Raw genomic sequence first — 19,510 nt, 5'->3', positions numbered from 1 at the left:
ATATTACTATGTATTTGTTTTTTTAAAACCAATTTTGTTTTTTCTCAAACGGTAAATCCAGTCTTGAAACTTTTTCCTCAAGGGACTGAATTGATAGGTAATGTCCCATTTAATGGCGACACACTAAAAAAGCATTTATTAGATATTTATTTACCTGCTAAAACCAAGAGCAAAATTTCATTTGTTGTTCTTATCCATGGTGGTGGATGGTTAGTTAATGACAAATATGCTGATATTGGTTATATGGGCAGTACCGTTTCGGACTTGATAAACAATGGTATTGCTGTTGTTTCTATCGACTATCGCTTTGCTTCACAAGCTAAATTTCCTGCTCAAATTCAAGATTGTAACCAAGCCATTTCCTTTTTGTATAAAAATGCTGAAAAATATAATTTAGATAAGAATAGAATGGCTTTGATGGGTTTTTCAGCAGGAGGACATTTAGCTTCTTTGCAAGGCTTATCAAATAATAACAAAGTACCGACCTTCTTTATGAGTAATTCAGTTCAAAAGTTTAATATTAAGGCTGTGGTTGATTATTATGGTCCTTCAGATTTAACAGCATTAGCAGGGAGTGAAGACCCTAAAGCCCCTGAAGGTATTTTGCTCGGTGCAAGTCCCGTTTCACGACCCGATTTAGCAAAAATAGCAAGCCCTGTTACTTATGTTGATAAGAATGACCCTCCGTTTTTAATTATTCATGGAGAAAAAGATGACATTGTTAGCAATAAACAATCAAAACTTCTAAGCGGATGGTTAACAGTAAAAGGTGTTAAAAATGAACTTATTATAGTAAAAGATGCTCCGCATTTTGGTACCATGTATGATGTTGATGAAATAAGAAATAGAGTAATTGACTTTTTGAAAAGTGAGCTAAAATAAAAGTCTAATAATTAGAAGAAATCTTTTTAAAATGAAAAAAAATCGTACTATAATCATAATATGTTTGCACATGTTATTGGTTTCAACAATCTCCTTTGCCCAAAAAATAGCACCTTCAATTTTAGAAAATAGGTGGCAAGCATTTTGGGTTACTGTACCAAGTGCTACGACTGATGGTTACGGTGTTTATTTATTCCGAAAAACAATTGAATTAGCATCTAAACCAAGTTCTTTTATTGTTCATATTTCAGCAGATAACCGTTACAAACTTTTTGTAAATGGGAAATTAGTTTCAATGGGACCAGCTCGTGGTGACATGAATCATTGGAATTATGAAACAGTGGATATTGCAGGAAATCTAAAGACAGGTAAAAATACGATTGCAGCACAAGTTTGGAATGAAGGAGAGTGGAAGCCCGAAGCACAGATTTCATATAGAACAGGCTTTATACTTCAGGGAGCTACTGCTGCCGAATCAATTCTAAATACCAACAACACTTGGAAATGTGAAAAAGACAATAGTTTCGCTCCGCTTAAGTTTGATGTACCTACTTACTATGTGGCAGGTGCGGGAGAGATTCGGAACATGGCATTGCACCCAAAATCTTGGGAAAGTGAAAGTTATGATGATTTAAACTGGCAAAATGCCAAACAAATATTTAGAGGTTCTCCTAAAAATCAATTAGGGGCTTTTGGTACCACTAGTGGTTGGATGCTGGTACCATCAAAGATTCCTCAAATGGAGATGAAAGAGGAGCGATTATTAAAAGTGGTCAAAATTGAAGGGAATTGTTCAATACCAAAGGATTTTCCTGAGAAGAAAAATGAAATAAATATTCCTGCTAAATCTTCCGTTAAAATAATATTTGATCAAACATATTTGACTAATGGATATCTAAATTTAGAATTTAGTGGCGGAAAAGATGCTTTGATAACATTAAGTTATGCAGAGTCTATGTACTCAAAATATCCATCTAAAGGAAACAGAAACCAAACGGAGGGCAAACTGTTTTTAGGTCGCAAAGATAGTTTGATTTCTGACGGTAGTAAAATTCAAAAATTTACAAGTCTTACCTACCGAACCTATCGTTACATAGAATTAAGTATTGTTACACAAAATGAGCCACTCACGTTGAATGATATCTACGGAACTTTTACTGGATATCCGTTTAAGATGAATGCCAATCTTGTTACAACAAACGATGAGATGAATAAGATGTTGGAGATTGGATGGAGAACTGCTCGTCTATGTGCTGCTGAAACATACATGGATTGTCCTTATTATGAGCAATTGCAATACATTGGGGATAGTAGGATTCAAGCATTAGTATCACTCTACAATAGTGGGGATGACCGTTTGATAAAAAATGCTATTAATTTGATGGATTTTTCAAGGCAACCTGAAGGTGTTACATTGAGTAGGCATCCGTCCTATACACCACAATACATTCCTACATTTTCATTATGGTATATAGGTATCTTACATGACTATAGCAGGTATGGTGGCGATGTAGCTTTTATAAAAGATAAAGTAAGTGGGGTTCGTCAAATATTGGATTACTTCAAAAAATACCAACAAACCGATGGATCATTGAAAAATGTACCGCAATGGATGTTTACTGATTGGGTTGATAATTCCAAAGGATGGAAAGACGGTATTGCTCCAATGAGTGCCAACGGAACATCTGCTGTACTTGATTTACAACTTTTGTGGGCATTTCAGGAAGCTGCTGATTTAGAGAATAAATTAGGTATTCCTGCCTTTGCTAATCAATATCAGCAATCTATTGAGACTTTGAAGAAAACTATTAGAGCAAAATATTGGGATGAAGAGAAAAAAATGTTTGCTGACCGAGAAGAAAAAGATTTGTTTTCACAGCATACAAATGCATTAGCAATATTGACAGGAATAGCCAACCAAAGCGAACAGATTGAAATTGTTAAACAGCTATTAACCAATCAAAGTTTAGCACCCGCATCCATATATTTCAAATATTATTTACATCAGGCGCTTATAAAAGCTGGTTATGGTGATGACTATATGAAATGGTTAGATAAATGGCGTGAGAATATTCAAATGGGGCTTACCACTTGGGCAGAAACTTCAGATGTGGACAAAACCCGATCTGATTGTCATGCTTGGGGTTCAAGCCCAAATATCGAAATTTTCCGAACTATTTTAGGCGTAGATAGTGATGGTATTGGCTTTTCAAAAGTTAAAATTGAGCCACATTTAGGACAAATGACTGAGATGAGCGGAACTATACCACATCCGAAAGGAAAAATTTCAGTTAGTTATAAATTAGAAAATGGAAAATGGAATATTCAAATAGAATTACCAAAAACAATAACAGGTAAACTAGTGTGGAAAGCTAAGACAATAGTACTAAAAGAAGGCATAAATCAAATATTCCAGTAATTAAAATTAAAACAAAAAAATGATAAAACAATTCTTAATGATCGTCCTGTTATTGAGCTTTACAATTAGTAATGCTCAAAAAGTAATTCCACTTTATGATGGGAAAGTTCCTAACTCTAAAGAAATATCTGGATTAACAGATACAACAGCTGTTTTCCCATCAGGAAATAAAATGATTCATTTTGTTTTGAGGGTTGCTAATCCGGATTTGACTGTTTTTTTGCCAGAGAAAAGTAAAGCTACTGGCATAGCAGTTATTATTTGTCCTGGTGGAGGTTATTCGGGTTTGGCAATTGACCATGAAGGGTATGATATTGCCAAAAAATTAAATGAAAAAGGGATTGCAGGTTTTGTTTTAAAATACCGCTTGCCCAATGCGCTATATGTCGATAACAAACAAATAGTTCCTTTGCAAGATGCACAACGTGCGATTCAATTGGTTCGGGAAAATGCTAAAAAATGGGGAATCAATCCTCATAAAATTGGTATAGAAGGAAATTCGGCAGGAGGGCATTTAGCTTCCACAGCCGGGACACATTATCAAAAAGCACTAATTGACAATCCGTTAAAAACCAGTTTGCGTCCGGACTTTATGATTTTAAATTATCCTGTTATCAGTATGGCGGATAGTTTGACACACATGGGGTCAAGATACAATTTGATAGGTGATGGATTATCTCCTAATGAATTGAAAGTAGTTATGAGTGACTGGAAAACATCGGAACAAAAATTAGCCAATCTACCAGTGAATGGAGATAAAATTAAAGAATATTCTAATGAACTTCAGGTGACCTCTGATACACCTCCCACATTTATAACTCATTCGGTAGATGATAATACGGTTAAAGTGCAAAATTCTATTTTGTTTATAGCGGCGTTGCAAAAAAATAAAGTTCCGGTCGAATCTTTCTTTTATGCCAAAGGCGGACACGGTTACAGCATGGATAATCCAACGAGTGATGTAGAATGGATTGACAGTTGTGCAGCTTGGATTTTAAGGATTATAAAAAAAAATTAACCTAATAGATTAAATAATGAAAAAAAATATTCTGATTTTACTATTCATTTGTTTCAATACAATAGTTTTTGCGCAAGTCGATCTTCGCAACCTCACCGTTGAAAATGCATCCAATCCAATTGGGATTGGAGTGAAAACACCTCGTTTTAGTTGGCAATTGATTTCTAATAAAAGAAACGTAAAACAAACTGCCTACGAAATTCAGGTTAAAGAAGGAAACAATACCGTGTGGTCATCCGGAAAAGTAGCTTCGGAAACGTCTATTTTTAATAAATACGCCGGTTCATCATTAGTTTCTAATGCCAAATACATTTGGCAAGTACGCGTTTGGGATAACCTAGGCAAAACTTCTAAATGGGCAACAGCTTCATTCGGAACCGCTTTACTTCATTCGAATGAATGGAAAGCAACTTGGATTGGATCTGGGTTAAAAAGCGATACCGTAAATGGTGTTGTACCGATGTTCAGAAAATCATTTTTAGCCAATAAAAAAGTAGCTTCCGCAAAAGTGTATGTAACTTCAAGAGGTTTGTATGAAGTTCAAATCAACGGAAAACGAATGGGAGATTCCTACTTGTCACCAGGTTGGACCAGTTATGATAAGCACTTGCAATACCAGACGTATGATGTTTCTGATTTACTTTCAGAAGGCAAAAATGCTATTGGGGTATTGTTAGGAAGTGGTTGGTACCGCACGCGTTTAGCTTGGGAAAACAGACAAAATATTTATGGAAAAGAAACAGGATTACTTTTCCAAATGGTCATTAAATATACTGATGGAACAACGGAAACGGTAGTTTCTGATACTTCTTGGAAAGCGAGTAATAGTCACATTCTTTATTCTGAAATTTATAATGGAGAAATTCAAGATGCGCGTTTAGAACAAAAAAACTATAGTGTTGCTAGTTTCGATGACAGTAAATGGAATTCAGTTGTTAGCAAAGACTTTCCAACAAATTATATTACGGCTTCCATCAATGAACCAATTCGCAAACACGAAAATTTGAAACCAATTGCTGTTTTGACTTCTCCAAAAGGGGAAACTATTTTGGATTTTGGTCAGAATTTGGCAGGTTGGGTAAAAATAAGTATTCAAGGAAGAGCGGGTGATATCATCAAACTTTCTCATGTGGAAATGTTAGATAAAAAAGGAACGCCATATTTTGAAAATCTTCGTTCTGCCAAAGCACAAGCAACATATACTTTAAGCGGTAATGGAATAGAAACTTTTGAACCACATTTTACCAGTTTTGGTTTTAGATATGTAAAAGTAGAAGGGATTACAGGAAAGATAAATCCTGAGAATTTTACAGCTATTGCCTTGTATTCGGATGTTAAAAAAACAGGCTCTTTTGAAACTTCAAATTCATATGTAAATAAATTACAATCTAATATTCAATGGAGTCAAAGAGGTAATTTCTTGGATGTTCCTACGGATTGTCCGCAACGCGATGAACGTTTGGGATGGACAGGTGATGCTGAGGTATTTTCACGAACTGCGGCTTATAATTTTAACGTAGATCAGTTTTTTGCCAAATGGCTAATTGATGTGGCTGCTGACCAGAAAGAAAATGGAGCAGTACCATTTGTTGTTCCCAATGCTTTAAAAGGATCTTCTTTTGATATGCCTGTTGGAGCTGCAGGATGGTCAGATGCGAGTATTATCATTCCGTACAATATGTATGTAAGTTTTGGTGACAAAGAAGTTGTTGAAAGACAATATCCAAGTATGAAAGCGTATTTGAATTATGTACGTGGAGCTGCTAAAAATGATTTGTGGAATACGGGTTTTCAGTTTGCGGATTGGTTGAGTTATAGAGTCGATGATTCAAAAGGAATGATTGGGATGAAGTCAGCCATTACGGATAACTATTTGGTTGCCCAATGTTTCTATGCCTATAATACTCAAATTATGATAAAAGCGGCTACTTTATTGGGTAAAACCGATGAAGTACAGGAGTATCAAGCATTGTTGGAACGCATCAAAAAAGCATTTCAAACCGAATATATGACGGCATCAGGCAAGTTAATTTCAGAAACACAAACTGCTTATATTTTGGCCTTGCAATTTGATATGTTACCAGAAAACTTAAGAGCGCAAGCGGTTGATCGTTTGGTGAAAAATATCGAAAGTTATGAGTATCATTTGACTACCGGATTCTTGGGGACGCCTTTCTTAAATCCCGTTTTGACCCGTTTTGGACGAAATGATGTGGCCTATAAATTGTTACTTCAAGATACGTATCCTTCTTGGTTGTATCCAATAAAAGCACACGGCGCGACTACAATTTGGGAACGTTGGGATTCTATGAAACCAGACGGTACTTTTCAAGATCCAAGCATGACTTCTTTCAACCATTATGCTTATGGCGCAGTAGGAGATTGGATGTATAGAACCATTGCAGGTATTGATACCAAAGAAGCGGAAGGTGCAGGATATAAATCAATCATAATTAAGCCTGAACTTGGTGGAAACCTTACTTATGCCAAAGGAAGTTTAGAAACGAATTATGGTTTGGTTTCTTCTTCTTGGAAAATAGAAAAGAACAAATTTATTCTTGATGTTGAGGTTCCTGCAAATACAAATGCTACGATTGAATTTCCAACAAATAAAATAGAAACTATAAAAGAAAACAATGCTGTTTTAAATGTAAAAACTAAAACAGTTGGTTCAGGAAAGTATCATTTTGAAATGGAATTGTAACGGTTTCTATATTCCTACTTGTGTCATTGCGAGGAACGAAGCAATCCCATTTGTTGCTCTCTCTGGTTATGTGAGTGCTTCGTTCCTCGCAATGACGGAACACTCAAAAAAATATAAATAACTACTCCCACATTCGTATCACGTCTCCCTCTCCTTTGGAGAGGGTCGGGGAGAGGAAAAAAAAGTGTTTTTATAAGGACTGTATAGGACTGTTTTGTTTTAGATATTCTCTTATTTTACAACACCAGAATCACTAACCATAAATTATTAATATTAAATGGAATCATTACTCGGAATTCTTTTTCACTCGATAGGAGGTTTCTCCTCAGGAAGTTTTTATATGCCTTTCAAAAAGGTAAAAGGTTGGGCTTGGGAAAGCTACTGGATTGTAGGTGGATTTTTCTCTTGGTTGGTAGTTCCGCCTGTTGCAGCTTATTTAACCATTCCTGGTTTTGCCGAAATTATTAGTGCAGCAGTTCCAACAGTAAAAGCAGTTACCTATTCTATGGGGTTGATTTGGGGAATAGGAGGACTTACGTATGGTCTTGGTGTTCGCTATTTGGGAATGTCATTAGGAAACTCTATTACATTGGGTTTTTGTTCTGCTTTTGGAGCATTAGTACCTTCTATTTATTATAATTTTTATCCGGTTGCCGGTAAAGTTTCTTTTACTGATATGCTTTCTAATACCGGAGGTCAAATTGTTTTGTTAGGGGTTTTAGTTTGTTTGATAGGTATTGCTATTTCTGGAAAAGCAGGAATGCTCAAAGAAGCAGATTTTGCTACGGGACATGAGGGTAAAGACAAAGATTTTAGCCTGGTAAAAGGATTGATTATAGCTGTAATATCAGGTATTCTGAGTTCATTTTTCAATTTTGGAATAGAAGCAGGAAAACCAATGGCTGATGAAGCTGTAAGACAGGGTTTTAATCCTTTGTTTCAAAATAATGTTACTTATGTGGTGTTACTTTGGGGTGGATTGACAACCAATTTTATTTGGTGTATGTACCTAAATTTTAAAAACAAAACTTTTGGAGATTATACAAATTCTAAAACTCCAATAGCTAAAAATACTTTTTTCTCAGCCCTTGCAGGTACCATGTGGTTTTTACAATTCTTCTTTTATGGAATGGGCGAAAGCAAATTAGGTAACGGAGCCAGCTCTTGGATTTTACACATGGCAACTATTATTCTGACGGCTAATTTTTGGGGATTTTATCTCAAAGAATGGTCTGGAGTATCCAAAAAGACTTTTAGAACATTCCTCTGGGGTATTGGTTTGATTCTAGCTTCAATCGTATTGGTTGGAATTGGAAATTCACTTTAATAATCAAAAAATCAGATACTTTTTATATCACTTTTAATATAACACTATGTCAAATATAAATACAAATAACATGACTTTTCAGCACGTAAGCTACCTTTGGGATGAAGCTAAAGCTAAGGAATTAGCAGGAGATGAAGTAGCACTTTTCATATATCGCTCTAATTTATTAGGAGCCGATTTGAGACTAACGAACTATGGCGGTGGAAACACTTCCGTGAAAATTACTGACAAAGACCCATTAACAGGAACTGATTCTGAAGTAATGTGGATCAAAGGTTCTGGTGGAGACATTGGAACATTAACAAAATCAGGTTGTGCGGCACTTTATTTAGAAAGACTTCGCAATTTAGAAAACGTATACAGAGGAATTGATTTTGAAGACGAAATGGTGGAATTATTCAATCACTGTATTTTTGACTTAGCGTCAAAAGCACCTTCAATTGATACCCCTTTACACGGTTTCTTGCCTTTCAAACATATTGATCACTTGCACCCAGATGCGGCTATTGCTATTGCTGCTGCAAAAGACGGAGCGAAAATCACCGAAGAATTATTCAACGGAGAAATCGGTTGGGTGGGATGGCAACGTCCAGGTTTCGACTTGGGTTTACAAATGCGTGCTTGTCTGGAAGAAGCGGAAGCAAAAGGAAAAAAATTAAAAGGAGTAATGTTAGGTTCTCACGGTTTGTTTACTTGGGGAGACACTTCTTATGAAAGTTATGTAAATACGCTTGAAGTAATTGAAAAATGTGCCGAATATCTGGAAAGCAACTATGGTAAAAACCGTGCTGTTTTTGGAGGTCAAAAAATAGAAAGTTTAGATGTGGCAGCACGTCAATTGAAAGCGGCTAAAGTAGCTCCGATATTGCGTGGGTTCTGTTCCTCAGAGCGCAAAATGATTGGTCATTATACAGATGACGCCAGAGTATTGGAGTTCATCAATTCAAATGATTTGGAGAAATTGGCTCCGCTTGGAACTTCTTGTCCAGACCATTTCTTGCGTACAAAAATCAGTCCTTTGGTATTGGAATTAGATCCAAACGAAGATTTATCAGATGTGGAAGCGATCAAAGCAAAATTAACTCCTGCATTTGAAGCGTACCGTAAGATGTATTCAGACTATTACAATACGTGTAAGAAAGCGAATTCACCAGCGATGCGTGACCCAAATCCTGTGGTAATTTTATATCCAGGAGTGGGGATGTTCACTTTCGCAAAAGATAAAACAATGGCGCGTCTAGCATCAGAATATTACATTAATGCGGTAAACGTGATGAAAGGTGCGGAAGCGGTTTCAGAATATACTTCATTGCCGCGTCAGGAAGCTTTTGATATTGAATATTGGTTGCTTGAAGAAGCTAAATTGCAACGTATGGCAAAACCAAAAGCGTTGTCAGGGCGAATCGCTTTGATTACTGGTTCTGCGGGCGGGATAGGTAAAGCTATCGCAAAAAGATTTGCAGAAGAAGGTGCTTGTGTAGTTATCAATGACATCAATGAGGAACGTTTAGAGGGAGCTACAGCTGATTTTATAAAAACTTTTGGCAAAGATGCCGTTTCAAGTGCTTTACTAAACGTAACCGATGAAAAAAGTACTGAAAAAGCATTGGATGCTGCTTGTTTGGCATTTGGAGGGGTAGATATTGTAGTAAATAATGCCGGAATCAGTATCTCAAAATCGATTGCAGAACACAGTTTAGAAGATTGGGATAAATTATATGATATCTTGGTAAAAGGACAATTTATTGTTTCTAAAGCTGGAATAGAAGTAATGCGCAAACAAGGATTTGGTGGGGATTTAGTGAATATTGTATCCAAAAATGCAGTGGTGGCAGGACCAAACAACCCTGGTTATGGTTCAGCAAAAGCTGCTCAGGCTCACTTAACGCGTTTGATGGCTGCCGAATTAGGAGCCGATAAAATTCGTGTAAATACGGTAAATCCGGATGCTGTAATCTCTGATTCCAATATTTGGTCAGGTGGTTGGGCTGAAGGCCGTGCCAAAGCGTATGGCGTTACTGTAGCAGAATTGCCTGCTTACTATGCAAAACGTACGTTGTTGAATGAAATTATATTGCCGGATGATATTGCTAATGCTTGTTTTGCATTTGTAGGTGGCTTGTTGAATAAATCAACAGGAAATGCCTTGAATGTTGACGGTGGTGTAGCAATGGGCTTTTATAGATAAATTAGATGTTTGGTTTTTAGATTGATTTTTCTAACGTCCGTATCTTTCGGACGTTAGATTTATTTAAATTTGTAAATAGCAACATACTATGGAAAACGTAGCTTTCAAAATGCAGCTTCATCATGGGCAGGTTCAGGAATACCAACGCCGACATGATGAAATTTGGCCAGAACTTGTAGCCTTACTAAAAAATACTGGAGTTATCGATTATTCCATTTTCTTAGACCCAAGCACAAATGCTTTGTTTGCAGTTTTAAAAATGGAATCCCCAGCTTTGTTAGACGAACTATCGAAGAAGCATCCCATCGTCCAAAAATGGTGGAAATACATGAGTGATATTATGGAAACAAATCCTGATTATTCCCCTTTAAGCACTCCTTTAAAAGAAGTTTTTTATTTACCTTAAAAAAAATATCATGTTAATTGATTCAAACAAAATAGCCTCCCATAATGAAGATTTACTAAAATCTCATACTAATAAATTGGTTTTCACTGCATCAGAAATTGGTGAAACCGAAAGTATTATCCAAAAATTAATTGATTTCCAAATCGCAATTCCATCTTGGGCTTTAGGAACAGGAGGAACTCGTTTTGGTCGTTTTCCAGGTGGAGGAGAACCACGTTCTTTAGAAGAAAAAATTGAAGATGTAGGTTTGTTACACGCTTTGAACAATGCTTCGGGTGCCATATCGTTACACATTCCTTGGGATATACCAACGGATTACCAAGCGATCAAAAACTTAGCGGCACAACACAACTTAAAATTCGATGCGGTTAATTCGAATACGTTTCAAGACCAAGCGGCTCAAGAATATTCGTATAAATTCGGTTCTTTGCAAAACGTAAATAAAGCAGTTCGTAAACAAGCGATTGCCCATAATATCGAAGTGATTCAACAAGGAATTGCTTTAGGTTCCGAATCATTAACGGTTTGGCTTGCTGACGGTTCTTGTTTTCCGGGACAATTGAATTTCCGTAAAGCGTACCAAAATACCTTAGAAAGTTTAGAAGAAATTTACGCAGCATTGCCATCAAACTGGAAACTGTTTTTAGAATACAAATGCGCTGAACCTAACTTTTATTCTACCACAGTAGCTGATTGGGGACAATCGTATTCGTATGTAAAAAAATTAGGAGACAAAGCCTTCACTTTGGTCGATTTAGGGCACCATCTTCCAAATGCTAATATTGAGCAAATCGTTTCTTTATTATTGATGGAAGAAAAATTAGGTGGTTTCCACTTCAATGATTCAAAATATGGCGATGATGATTTAACGGCCGGTGCATTAAAACCATACCAATTATTCTTGATTTTCAACGAATTGGTAGAAGGAATGGATGCCAGAGGAATGAATCATGCTAAAGATTTAGGTTGGATGATTGATGCTTCCCATAATGTAAAAGATCCGATGGAAGATTTATTGCAATCGGTAGAAGCAATTATGGTTGCTTATGCACAAGCACTTTCAGTTGATAGAAAAGCGTTAGAAATTGCACAAAATGAAAATGATGTCGTGACCGCACAAGAGATTTTACAAAATGCTTTCCGTACGGATGTTCGCGCCTTAGTTGCCGAAGCACGTTTGCGCTCTGGTGCTGCATTGAATCCGGTTGGATTATACCGTGATCTTGCAGTAAGAAAGGGGCTTATTACGGAAAGAGGATTTAAAACGATAGCAACGGGCTTATAAAAACCAATCAAAAATGAATGTAGTAGCGATTTTTGATATTGGCAAAACAAACAAAAAAGTCTTTCTGTTTAATGAAAACTATCAAATTGTTTGGGAAAAATCGGTGATTCTTCCCGAAACAGTGGATGAAGATGGTTTTCCTTGTGAAGATATTGCTGAACTCAGAAACTGGATTGTTTATAGATTGTCTGAAATGCAGGCATTAAAAGAATATGTTTTAAAAGCGATAAATTTTAGCACCTACGGAGCCAGTTTTATTTATGTGAATGAAAAGGGAGACACTTTAACTCCGTTATATAATTATCTAAAACCATATCCTGAAACGCTAAAAAAGAAGTTTTATGACAAATACAAAGGAGAAGAAGCTTTTGCTTTAAAAACGGCTTCTCCTGTTTTAGGAAGCTTAAATTCCGGTATGCAGATTTACCGTTTGAAAGAAGAAAAACCGGAATTGTTTGCAAAAGTGACCTATTGTTTGCACTTGCCGCAATATTTAAGCTTTCTTTTAACGGGGAAATATTTTGCAGATATTACCAGTATCGGTTGTCATACCAATCTTTGGAATTTCAAGAAGATGAAGTATCACAAATGGCTTAAAAAAGAAAATATAGCAGCTAAAATTCCGCCTATTCATTATGCGGAAGATACCATAAAAATAGTAGGTGATGTAGCTGTAGGTGCTGGATTACATGATAGTTCCTCAGCGATTATTCCCTATATGATAAATTTTACGGAGCCTTTCGTTTTGTTGTCAACGGGAACCTGGAGCATTTCCATGAATCCGTTCAATGACACTCCATTGACTTTTGAAGAATTAAAATACGACTGTTTGTGTTATTTACAATACAAAGAAAAACCAGTAAAAGCAGCTCGTTTGTTTGCTGGTAATGAACATGAAGTACAAACCAAAAAACTAGCGAGTCATTTTGGGGTACCGTTGGATACTTATAAAGAGGTGGTTTACGATAAAAATATTATTTCTAAGTTAAGAGAAAACAACCTTAAAAGGTATTCTTCAAAGGGGGATAAATATATAATTCTTCGAGAGTCTCCTTTCGAAAAGAGAAACCTCAATGATTTCAAAAATTACGAAACGGCCTATCATCAATTGATGTTGGATATCATTGCACAGCAAATTCTTTCCACTCAATTAGTGATTCATAACAGTCCCGTTAAAAAAGTATTCGTGGATGGTGGTTTTAGTAAAAACGCTATTTTTATGAATTTACTGGCAGAAGCTTTCCCTGAAATGGAAGTATATGCCGCTTCAATGGCACAAGCCAGCGCTCTTGGTGCCGCCTTGGCGATTCATAAAAATTGGAATCCAAAACCGATTCAAAATGATTTGATTGATTTAAAATTTTACAAACATTAATATGAAAATTGGACTTTTTATACCGTGTTATGTGGACCAATTTTACCCAAAAGTGGCTATTGCAACCTATGAATTATTGCAAAAATTAGGCTGTGATGTTCGTTTTCCAATGAAGCAAACGTGTTGTGGTCAACCCATGGCCAATAGCGGGTATGCTCACTTAACTAAAGGTTGTGATGCTAATTTTATTGCCAATTTTACCGAGTTTGATTATATAGTTTGCCCTTCGGGAAGTTGTGTATTGCATGTCAAAGAGCATTTGCATGATGAAAACAATGAAGCATTGGTTTCTCAAATGAGAAAGCGAGTTTTCGAATTAACCGAGTTTATCACCGATATTTTGAAAATCGAAATGATTTCCGGAAATTTTCCCCACAAAGTAGGGATGCATCAAAGTTGCCATGGACAACGTGGATTGAAGCTTTCGCAAATGAGTGAGTTGAATGCGCCATTTTTCTCTAAACCGGAACAATTGCTAAGCAAAATAAAAGGAATTAATCTGGTTTCATTAAGCAGGAAAGATGAATGTTGTGGATTCGGGGGGACTTTTTGTGTAACCGAAGAAGCGATTTCTGTAAAAATGGGACAGGACCGTATAAAAGACCATGAAGACCATCAGGTAGAATACATTACTGGTGGGGATATGTCCTGCTTAATGCACTTAGAAGGCATTTTGAAAAGACAAAAAAGCCCGATAAAAATTATTCACATTGCGGAAATATTAAACGCTACGATATGAAAAGTAATTTAGAACATAGCGAAGCCGCAGCGATTTTTAATAAAGATGTTAAACGAGTAGATTGGCATGATGAAACGCTTTGGTTTGTTCGTGAAAAACGAGATAAAGCGGCACATCAAATTCCGGAATGGGAATTGCTAAGGGAAACGGCTTCAGAGATTAAGAATAATGTGCTTTCGAATATTCATGATTATTTGCTTGAATTCGAATCGAATGCCCAGAAAAACGGAATCATAGTTCATTGGGCTGCGGATGCCGATGAACACAATAAAATAGTCCATTCCATAATGGAAAAACAGGGCGTGAAGCAGATGGTTAAGTCTAAATCAATGCTTACCGAAGAATGCCATTTGAATGAATATTTATCCGAAAAAGGAATTGACGTAATCGATTCAGATTTAGGGGAACGAATTGTTCAGCTTAGAAAAGAACCGCCAAGTCATATTGTTTTACCAGCAATTCACCTCAAAAAAGAAGATGTAAGTGAAACGTTCCACGAGCACCTTGGAACCCAAAAAGGAAATAACGACCCACAATATTTAACCGAAGCAGCACGATTGCACTTGAGAGATACTTTTCTTACGAGAAAAGTAGCTTTGACGGGAGTGAATTTTGCCATTGCCGAAACTGGTGAAATTGTGGTTTGTACCAATGAGGGAAATGCGGATATGGGTGTGCATCTTGCTGATGTACATATTGCCTGTATGGGTTTTGAGAAAATAATTCCGCAACGCAAGCACTTGAGTGTTTTTCTTCGATTATTGGCAAGAAGTGCAACGGGACAGCCTATTACCACTTTTTCAAGTCATTTTAAAACACCCAGGGACGGAAAAGAAATGCATATTGTTATTGTCGATAATGGCAGAACGACCCAATTGGGCAGGGAAGATTTCAGAAATTCATTGAAATGCATCCGTTGTGGGGCTTGTATGAATACCTGTCCGGTTTACAGACGAAGTGGAGGACACAGTTATCATAATGCAGTGGCGGGACCTATTGGTTCTATTTTGGCACCAAATCTCGATATGAGTAAAAATGCCGATTTGCCTTTTGCCAGTACCCTTTGTGGTTCCTGTACCAATGTTTGTCCGGTAAAAATTGATATTCACGATCAATTGTATAAATGGCGTCAGGTATTGGTAAAAGAAGGACATACTCCATTGGGGAAAACGGTCGCGATGAAAGGAATGGCAACCGTTCTTGCCAATCCTATGGTTTTTGATTTAGCGGGAAAAGCAGGACGATTTGTGATGAAAAACATACCGGTTTTGGTCAATAACAGCCTTAATCCTTGGTACAAACAAAGAGAAATGCCTGCGCCACCTGAGGAATCCTTCAGAGAATGGTACAAGAAAAATGCAAAAGAATCCAAAGACAAGCAAAATGAGTAGCAGAGCCACTATTTTAGAAAAAATAAAACAGAACCAACCGACAACAACCATTGAATTACCTAATTTGGGTACTTTAGGATTGGAATCTTTTGAGATACTCGATACCTATAAAGCGGTATTGAAGGGAATAGGAGGAGACTTTGTAGAAGTGCCTAATTATGATGCTATAATTGCCTTTGTCAAAAAAAATTATGCTGCCGAAAAAAGGATGATTACGACGATTCCGGAACTTGCTGAAATTGCAGCGACTGATTGGTTTAATGATGATCCACATAGTTTAGAAAATGTCGAATTGACTTTAGTTAAAGCTCATTTTGGTGTTGCTGAAAATTCAGCTCTTTGGGTAACGGATGATTTGTTAGGACAACGCGTTGCTCCATTTATTACTCAATATTTGGCAATTGTAGTGCATAAAAAAGATATTGTTGCGACGATGCATCAAGCCTATAATCGAATTGGAGATCAAGAATATGGTTTCGGGACTTTTATAGCCGGACCTTCAAAAACTGCCGATATTGAGCAATCGTTAGTTTTAGGCGCTCATGGAGCCAGAGGATTGACGGTGTTTCTTATGGATTGAGTTTGTTGAATTATAACTTTATCTTGTCTTGAAAACGATTCCGGATGAATAAAAAACAGAAAACCCGAAACAAAGTTTCGGGTTTTTCTTTTGCGGGGCTAAGAGGATTTTTTACTCTATTTACTATATATTGTCGCATTCCCCAAATAATTATACGTTATTTATGCGTAAATTAGCAATGGCTATTGCTACAATAATTTAACTAAATATTTACTATTATGAAAAATCTAGGTCTTTTTTGTTTGCTGTTTGCTTGTATTGGATTCCAAAGCTGTAAAAAAAATCAAAGCCCAAAAGTCGTTGAAGCTACCAAAGTCCAGACTGGAAATCCTATAAACATGCAGTGCTATAAAGCGCTGTATCAAGAAGATACTATTGAATTAAAAATGAATACCTTGAAAAACGGAAAAATAACCGGTGATATGGTGATGAAATTTTTTAATATGCCGAAAAAAGTTGGGAAAATAGCCGGAGAATTCCGTGGAGATACTTTATTTGCCAGCTATACTTTTATTCAGGGAACGTATGATAAAATAACATACAAAAATCCAATGGCATTTCTAAAACGAGGTAACGAACTCATTTTAGGCAATGGGAAAATAGAAACTACTATGGGCGCTTCCTATTTTGTTAAAGGCGTACCTATAGATTTTGAACGTGTAAAATTTAAATTTAAAACAGTTGACTGCGTCGATAAATAAGAAACAAATTGGAGTATGTTTATGTGAGTACTGATTTTATATTAAATGAAAATCGTTACTTTTTTCCATGATAAAAAAAGAACAAAAAATATTCATGGGTTATTTTTGGTATTCATGTATCTTCAATTTCAAACCTAAATATTTTTATCCCGAAAATCATCGGACGGATCTTCCTATCGTGACCCCGGCCGCTCGTGTTTCACACTCGAATCCGCAATTACTCCGCTGTGGCCAATGCTCAGTTTTATCTTTCTAATAGCAGTATACTTGATGCAATAGAGCACCAGAATTAGGGGAAAATGAGCATAAGTGAGGATTTAAATTTTTATTCCTCTACTAATTTAAAAGAATCAGATAATACAATTTCTAAAAAAAATCATTAAAAGCATCCTAAATATAGAATGATGCTTTTAATGATTTAAAACGTATTGTCTTTTTAAAGGAACACTAATTTTTCATTTGAAAATTAAGTGTTTTTTTAGCGTAATCGGTAAGTAGTTTATAGAGCTATAGTTCCAATGTCTGTAGTAACTCCTGCAGTTACAATAATATTAGTTTTCGTAGCAGGCAGTAAAGGTAGAGCGGGGGTAATAGTTATAGTATAGGTTCCTGGAGGAAGTCCCATAACTGAAAACTCACCGTTTGCATTAACATTTGTTGAATAGGATAAGGGTGGGGTTGAGCTTGAGCTTGCATCAACTACAGCTATTGTACCTGTTGGGGTGATTTTACCTTTTATGGTACCACTTATGGCTGTTTCAATTGTTCTGATAACCGGTTTCAATTTATAAGTTCCATTGCCTGTACTAACAATAGATTTGTTTGCATCAAAATCAAGAAGAACACTATACGATATACCTTGTTGAAGCGTTTGGTGTACTTGAAGTTTTAATCCGGTTTGATCAGCACTTGGAGTGCTCAAAGGATAACTTACGCCACCAACTACCACTGTGTTATTTGTTCCTAAAATAAGTCTTATTTGTTCCACTTTAGAAATTTCTAGTAAATCAGTAGCGATAAGTGTACTGACACCATTAGAAAAATCAAGCAGGTTATAAACACCTTTAGTCACATTTAATGTTACAGTTTGTCCTGCATCACCAGTTACTTCCACACCTTGTATATCCACATTTACTTTATCATACGGACCAGGAGCATCAGTCAATCGCACAGTATAAGGATAACTGGCATTTGTTTCATCATTACTGTTACAGGAATACATTAATAATCCAAGAAGGATGAAAGACAGAATAATTTTCATTTTTTTCATTTTTGTTTTTTTTAGGTTATAAATTAATTTTCACAAAAAAATAATCAGTATTTATCCAAAATAGTAGCTATAGTTTTCTTTTGGATATTTATTAGACCCTAAAAGTTGAATAAAGTTTGGATTAATTGTAACTATTTTGACAAGAACTTAAAAATTCTGATTTCTAGCAGACGGAACTTTAGTTTGTAAATTGAATTGAATTCAAAAACAGAGGGATTAAATAAGAATAAACAGAACAATTTTAATTTCATAAATTATGAAATTAATGGCTCACTAACTTATAGTTGACTTTTTTATTTTAAAAAATAAGGTATCCTTTTTTATAAATAAAGCATCATTAAATAAATGGTTTATATTTGAACTACTGCATTCTATTTTTATTAATTAACACAGTAATTTATGAAGTTGTTTTTTTTCAAAATCCTACTTGTTTCATTGTTCTTAACTTTGTTTTCGTGTGAAAATAAAAAATCAACACCAGTACCTAAACCGTATAAGGCTGGGGTTGTTATTTCTTTTGATGATGCTTATGTAGATGAATGGTTTGAAGCTGATAAAGTCTTAAAAAAATACAATTGGAAAGCTACTTTTTGTGTTTGCAGAATAGATTCCATTGGTGCACCTCAAATAAAAAAGTTACTCGAATTGCAAAAAGAAGGTCACGAAATTGCAGGTCATGGATACCATCATTACAACGCCGTTAAGTTTGTTGCAAAAAATGGAATAGATGAGTATATAAAACAAGAAATAGACCCAATGTTACTATCGATGAAGAAAAAGGGGTTCAACGTTTCATCTTTTGCTTATCCTTATGGCGAAAGATCAGATGAACTTGACCAAGCATTATCTCCAATATTTAAAGTGATAAGAGGTAGAGATTTTGAAGGACTAGCTCCTGAAAAAGAGGGTTGTTATTTTAGAAATTCTAAATTAATGTATGCGTTTGATATCGACAATAATCATATTCATTTTAATATTCCTTATCTTTTGGAATTATTAGATGATGCCAAGAAAAAAAATAAAATATTGATTTTATCTAGCCACAAACCAGTTAAAAATTTGACCGAAAATTATCAAACAAAGATGGAGACTTTAGAGTTTATTTGTAAATATATGAAGCTTAATGATCTGAAATTTTATAAATTATCAGATTTGGATAGTTTAGAAATGGTCAATTAATTAAAACATTTATACATTAAATATTTTTTATTCGCCAATGAGCAGT

General features: G+C 35.7%; 15 protein-coding genes. 14 read left to right on the top strand and 1 reads right to left on the bottom strand.

Translation table 11 applies throughout. From position 1 onward, the window contains the following. The first annotated feature begins 63 nt into the window (after positions 1-63). From OA85_RS02310 to OA85_RS02250, 13 genes are all read left to right on the top strand, one after another. Positions 64-882 (top strand): alpha/beta hydrolase, encoded by an 819-nt coding sequence (locus OA85_RS02310; protein WP_039109292.1) that lies wholly within the window; start codon positions 64-66, stop codon positions 880-882. A 31-nt stretch (positions 883-913) separates the two neighbouring features. Beyond that, entirely contained in the window at positions 914-3,301 is a 2,388-nt protein-coding gene (locus tag OA85_RS02305) for an alpha-L-rhamnosidase N-terminal domain-containing protein (RefSeq protein ID WP_039107893.1), read from the top strand. Between the two features lie 19 nt (positions 3,302-3,320). Further along, the gene (locus OA85_RS02300) at positions 3,321-4,319 is read left to right on the top strand and encodes an alpha/beta hydrolase (RefSeq protein WP_039107891.1); all 999 of its coding nucleotides are present in this window, start codon (positions 3,321-3,323) and stop codon (positions 4,317-4,319) included. A gap of 16 nt (positions 4,320-4,335) precedes the next feature. Beyond that, positions 4,336-7,023: an alpha-L-rhamnosidase gene (locus OA85_RS02295; RefSeq protein ID WP_039107890.1), complete on the top strand. Its 2,688-nt coding sequence runs from the start codon at positions 4,336-4,338 to the stop codon at positions 7,021-7,023. Between the two features lie 277 nt (positions 7,024-7,300). Then, positions 7,301-8,350, top strand: a complete 1,050-nt coding sequence (rhaT, locus tag OA85_RS02290; RefSeq protein WP_039107889.1) for an L-rhamnose/proton symporter RhaT — start codon at positions 7,301-7,303, stop codon at positions 8,348-8,350. 46 nt (positions 8,351-8,396) lie between these two features. Beyond that, the gene (locus OA85_RS02285) at positions 8,397-10,538 is read left to right on the top strand and encodes a bifunctional rhamnulose-1-phosphate aldolase/short-chain dehydrogenase (protein WP_039107887.1); all 2,142 of its coding nucleotides are present in this window, start codon (positions 8,397-8,399) and stop codon (positions 10,536-10,538) included. A gap of 88 nt (positions 10,539-10,626) precedes the next feature. Beyond that, positions 10,627-10,944, top strand: coding sequence for an L-rhamnose mutarotase (rhaM, locus tag OA85_RS02280; RefSeq protein ID WP_039107886.1), 318 nt, complete (start codon positions 10,627-10,629; stop codon positions 10,942-10,944). 10 nt (positions 10,945-10,954) lie between these two features. After that, positions 10,955-12,229, top strand: a complete 1,275-nt coding sequence (locus OA85_RS02275; RefSeq protein WP_039107885.1) for a TIM barrel protein — start codon at positions 10,955-10,957, stop codon at positions 12,227-12,229. A gap of 13 nt (positions 12,230-12,242) precedes the next feature. After that, positions 12,243-13,604 (top strand): FGGY-family carbohydrate kinase, encoded by a 1,362-nt coding sequence (locus tag OA85_RS02270; protein ID WP_039107884.1) that lies wholly within the window; start codon positions 12,243-12,245, stop codon positions 13,602-13,604. Position 13,605: 1 nt separating this feature from the next. Then, positions 13,606-14,343: a (Fe-S)-binding protein gene (locus OA85_RS02265; protein ID WP_039107883.1), complete on the top strand. Its 738-nt coding sequence runs from the start codon at positions 13,606-13,608 to the stop codon at positions 14,341-14,343. Next, positions 14,340-15,734, top strand: coding sequence for a lactate utilization protein B (locus OA85_RS02260; RefSeq protein WP_039107882.1), 1,395 nt, complete (start codon positions 14,340-14,342; stop codon positions 15,732-15,734). Before OA85_RS02265 ends, OA85_RS02260 begins: the two co-directional genes overlap by 4 nt. After that, entirely contained in the window at positions 15,727-16,314 is a 588-nt protein-coding gene (locus tag OA85_RS02255) for an LUD domain-containing protein (protein ID WP_039109291.1), read from the top strand. Before OA85_RS02260 ends, OA85_RS02255 begins: the two co-directional genes overlap by 8 nt. A 218-nt stretch (positions 16,315-16,532) precedes the next feature. Next, positions 16,533-17,015, top strand: a complete 483-nt coding sequence (locus OA85_RS02250; RefSeq protein WP_039107881.1) for a hypothetical protein — start codon at positions 16,533-16,535, stop codon at positions 17,013-17,015. A 499-nt stretch (positions 17,016-17,514) separates the two neighbouring features. On the opposite strand, the gene OA85_RS02245 is transcribed toward OA85_RS02250, so the two are convergent. Further along, on the bottom strand, positions 17,515-18,285 hold the full coding sequence (locus tag OA85_RS02245) for a DUF4382 domain-containing protein (protein ID WP_052257117.1): 771 nt from the start codon (positions 18,283-18,285) through the stop codon (positions 17,515-17,517). 399 nt (positions 18,286-18,684) lie between these two features. On the opposite strand from OA85_RS02245, the gene OA85_RS02240 reads away from it, so the two are divergent. Then, entirely contained in the window at positions 18,685-19,464 is a 780-nt protein-coding gene (locus OA85_RS02240) for a polysaccharide deacetylase family protein (RefSeq protein WP_039107880.1), read from the top strand. Positions 19,465-19,510 lie beyond the last annotated feature (46 nt).

Source organism: Flavobacterium sp. AED, from assembly GCF_000812945.1.
In the GTDB taxonomy this organism is placed as follows: domain Bacteria; phylum Bacteroidota; class Bacteroidia; order Flavobacteriales; family Flavobacteriaceae; genus Flavobacterium.
Note: the sequence above shows the minus strand (reverse complement) of the source record. Positions and strands in the feature narration are given on the sequence as shown.

What these genes read in the sequence shown, in the direction of transcription:
- OA85_RS02305 (WP_039107893.1), top strand. Translation starts at nt 914, where the DNA reads ATGAAAAAAAATCGTACTATAATCATAATATGTTTGCACATGTTATTG.
- OA85_RS02300 (WP_039107891.1), top strand. Translation starts at nt 3,321, where the DNA reads ATGATAAAACAATTCTTAATGATCGTCCTGTTATTGAGCTTTACAATT.
- OA85_RS02295 (WP_039107890.1), top strand. Translation starts at nt 4,336, where the DNA reads ATGAAAAAAAATATTCTGATTTTACTATTCATTTGTTTCAATACAATA.
- rhaT (WP_039107889.1), top strand. Translation starts at nt 7,301, where the DNA reads ATGGAATCATTACTCGGAATTCTTTTTCACTCGATAGGAGGTTTCTCC.
- OA85_RS02285 (WP_039107887.1), top strand. Translation starts at nt 8,397, where the DNA reads ATGTCAAATATAAATACAAATAACATGACTTTTCAGCACGTAAGCTAC.
- rhaM (WP_039107886.1), top strand. Translation starts at nt 10,627, where the DNA reads ATGGAAAACGTAGCTTTCAAAATGCAGCTTCATCATGGGCAGGTTCAG.
- OA85_RS02275 (WP_039107885.1), top strand. Translation starts at nt 10,955, where the DNA reads ATGTTAATTGATTCAAACAAAATAGCCTCCCATAATGAAGATTTACTA.
- OA85_RS02270 (WP_039107884.1), top strand. Translation starts at nt 12,243, where the DNA reads ATGAATGTAGTAGCGATTTTTGATATTGGCAAAACAAACAAAAAAGTC.
- OA85_RS02265 (WP_039107883.1), top strand. Translation starts at nt 13,606, where the DNA reads ATGAAAATTGGACTTTTTATACCGTGTTATGTGGACCAATTTTACCCA.
- OA85_RS02260 (WP_039107882.1), top strand. Translation starts at nt 14,340, where the DNA reads ATGAAAAGTAATTTAGAACATAGCGAAGCCGCAGCGATTTTTAATAAA.
- OA85_RS02255 (WP_039109291.1), top strand. Translation starts at nt 15,727, where the DNA reads ATGAGTAGCAGAGCCACTATTTTAGAAAAAATAAAACAGAACCAACCG.
- OA85_RS02250 (WP_039107881.1), top strand. Translation starts at nt 16,533, where the DNA reads ATGAAAAATCTAGGTCTTTTTTGTTTGCTGTTTGCTTGTATTGGATTC.
- OA85_RS02245 (WP_052257117.1), bottom strand. Translation starts at nt 18,285, where the DNA reads ATGAAAAAAATGAAAATTATTCTGTCTTTCATCCTTCTTGGATTATTA.
- OA85_RS02240 (WP_039107880.1), top strand. Translation starts at nt 18,685, where the DNA reads ATGAAGTTGTTTTTTTTCAAAATCCTACTTGTTTCATTGTTCTTAACT.